Here is a 3,046-nt window from a genome sequence, read left to right on the forward strand (position 1 = left end):
ATGGAAGCCTTGGCTTGAAAGAGGGCAGTGTTTCACTCCGAGGCTGATTTTAGCATGCGTTCGCGCGGGAGCTGCATCTGTCAGAGCTAAACTGGGATCCTCGCCTTGCGATCTTGCTTCGGACAGCTGCCGGCTCCATTCATCTCGATCTTCTCGCGTGGTCTCGGGTCAGCGAATTGTCCATCGAACTAAAGTAAAAGACCCGGGCATTGAATGTCGAATTGAATGGCGAGCAGTTTACATTGACCGTTGCGGTCTCGTGTGTGGGGAACCATGAAGAGAACCAAATGGCTGCTGGTGCATGACTGTTAAGTCTGCCCTAACCTAGCTGGACCTCAGCCAGGACCTGCAGTAGCTTTAGTGTAGTAAGAGCGGAACCCTAGAGAGTCATTGAAGCGGTGTAAACCTGCTTGTTCACCGGTATCAGGAACGTCCATGTCAATTTTACTTTTCCTCCGTCTTCCTATCGTTGGCAACATGGACTCGGGCACCGAGTCCCACACCCAGCAGACCAGGGCTGGAGGCGAATGGCTGATCAGCCTGGGCGCACACCTGCGCACCTGCAGAAGGGGCGGTAACGGTAGCTGCTCAGCAGTTGGTTACCGTCGGGCGGGCACGGCTGCGGAAGGGTGTCGCATCCTGCGGTGGCTTTTCGTCACGTTCGTAGCGGCGGTGCTTGCGGGCTGGCAACTGGCCCCTGCCTCAACGCCCACCCCTGAGCCGGGCGTGCGGCTAGTCTGGGTCGGGGTCGAGGACGCCGAGCGGTTTGTTCTTGTCGACCTCGATGCGCGGGAGGTGATAGAAGGGTACAACACGCCGAGTGGTCCGCATAACGTCACTGTCGCTGAGGATGGGACCGCCGCCGGGACGTTGTACCGGGGAACCGAGCTCGCTATCGTCCGTGACGGGGAACTCACCTTCGTCGAACTCGGTGACACCCCCCACGACGTGAAAGCAACCGGCGACCTGTTCGTCGTCGCGAACGAGATGGCCGAGCGACTCGACCTTGTCACCCTCGACGGAGAGCACATTACCAGCATCCCCCTCCGGGGCCAGCCACACGACACGGCGATCGCCCCCGACGGGATGACCGCCTGGGTAACGCTGAACCACACCGGCGAGCTCGCCATCGTCGACCTCGACGCGCATGAGGTCGTCGACTACGTCCCGACCGGCCAGTCCCCGCACAACATCCTGTTTGGCCCCGACGGACGTTTCTGGGTTACGGACTGGCGTGGTCTCGTGCACGCCTTCAGTGCGGAGGGTGAGCTTCTGGAGACCATGCCGGTCGGGAAAGAGGCCCACCACCTCGCGTTCACGCCTGAAGGGGGCGAGGTCTGGGTCACCGATCATCACACCCGCGAGGCGATCGTCATTGACACCGCCACCTACGAGGTCCTGGCCCGTCTCGGGATCCCGGGGAGTCCCCACCACGTCAACTTCACCCCTGATGGGGAGCTCGCCGCGGTCGCCGACCACACGAACGGAACCCTCGTAGTCTTCGACGTCGCCACCCGCGAGAAAGTCGCCACGATTGAGGTCGGGCCGGGCCCGCACGGAGTATGGGCGGTGTCGGCCGACGCTGCCCGGAAGAGCTGAGTGTGTGGTGATGCCAATCATCTGACAATCGGCCACTGAAACGAGCGTGGTCATAAGTTCCTATGCAAATGAAACTGCGTATTCCGTTCCGTAGCCTGACAGGATTTGTTCTACCTCGCTGCGCAACGTCGCAAAGCTTTCATAGACGGTCAGCGGCAGCTAGGCATACTTGACCTGGCGCCAGAGGATCTCGATCATGTTCAACTCTGGCGAGTAGGCCGACAGATGTACCACGTGGATCCGCTGGTCCAGCCACTCCAGGCGCTTGCGCTTGAATGACGCAGAACGATGTATGCTGGCATTGTCCAGCACCACGATCGCGAAGGTGTCGGGGGACTTCTGGGTAATGAAGTGGTCGAAGGCGGCGATGACCGTCTCTGTCGTCACCAATTCGGTGGTGGTCTGATAGACCAGCTTACCTCGGCGGCTCAGGAAACTCAGTACGTTTAGTCGGCGACTGTGCGAGTAGGCAGTCATCTCCAGCGACTTTCCAATGGGGAGAAAGGTTACCAAGCACCACCATGCCGCTGTTGTCAGATGCTTTTCTCCGGACGAGTGCTTACGTCTTCAGGAGAAGATTAAGGAGCTGCAGGATGAAAACGAGGAGCTTCTAGAGGCTTTCGCTCACCAATTACTTAACGAGGCGCTGCACCGATGACTTCGCCGCAGCTGCGCTAGCGCGTTATGTCAGATTAAGTTGAATGTCAGCTTCTGGCCGAGTAAGGAACCTTAGCCTATACTGATGGGTGGTTAAGATAGTTGACGACCCAGAGCGGCCATGCCGGCAAAGGCAGCATGCTCGTTCATCCGTGTTATGCAGCATGCGCGGTGATTGGTGTTATGTGGCCGAGCTATACTTAATGTTTCGGTGTTTCAATGGGTTAAGATGCAGGTGGTGTGCGATATAACATTGTTGAACGTGCATGCGCGTTCATCCCATATCAGAGCGTGCTACCTAATACCTGTTAGGCGCATGCGGCACATCCTACAAATGCCACAATAAATGGAGGCCGTTACATGAAAATGTTACTTACAGTCGATTTCCCGCTTGAGCCTTTTAACTCCCTCGTCAGAAATGGCAAGGCGGGCGAGATCATTGGGCGAATACTCGAATCAATTAAGCCAGAGACAGCCTATTTCACTGAGCAAGATGGGAAACGCGGCGGAATCTTCGTGATTGATGTAAAAACTCCATCAGAAGTGCCCTTCTTTGCGGAGCCCTTCTTTCTCAACTTCCAGGCCACCTGTAAATTCAGAATTCTGATGAGCCCGGAGGATTTACAAAAAGCTGGGTTGGAGGAGCTCGGCAAGAAGTGGGCGTGATATCCGCCTAACCATTTGTTCAAGGGGACGCCGAGACCGGACCCGCGTTCATCCGGAGTACACGCCCGGCGCCCCTTAACTCAAGCATTATATCAGCACATGATGAAGGACCGCTTCTGGCCGA

At 57.2% G+C, this 3,046-nt stretch carries 2 protein-coding genes and 1 pseudogene; 2 read left to right on the top strand and 1 reads right to left on the bottom strand.

The genetic code is table 11. The features are described from left to right. The first annotated feature begins 435 nt into the window (after positions 1-435). Positions 436-1,599: a YncE family protein gene (locus CR157_RS21905; RefSeq protein WP_110285636.1), complete on the top strand. Its 1,164-nt coding sequence runs from the start codon at positions 436-438 to the stop codon at positions 1,597-1,599. 60 nt (positions 1,600-1,659) lie between these two features. On the opposite strand, the pseudogene CR157_RS21910 reads toward CR157_RS21905, so the two are convergent. Continuing rightward, positions 1,660-2,097 (bottom strand): annotated as a pseudogene (locus tag CR157_RS21910) (transposase); the annotation flags it as partial. Positions 2,098-2,616: 519 nt separating this feature from the next. Between CR157_RS21910 and CR157_RS21915 the strand changes: the two are divergent. Next, positions 2,617-2,922 (top strand): panthothenate synthetase, encoded by a 306-nt coding sequence (locus CR157_RS21915; protein WP_110285638.1) that lies wholly within the window; start codon positions 2,617-2,619, stop codon positions 2,920-2,922. Positions 2,923-3,046 lie beyond the last annotated feature (124 nt).

Origin of the sequence: Halomonas sp. LBP4 (assembly GCF_003202205.1) — a bacterium.
Classification (GTDB): Bacteria; Pseudomonadota; Gammaproteobacteria; order Pseudomonadales; family Halomonadaceae; genus Halomonas; species Halomonas flagellata.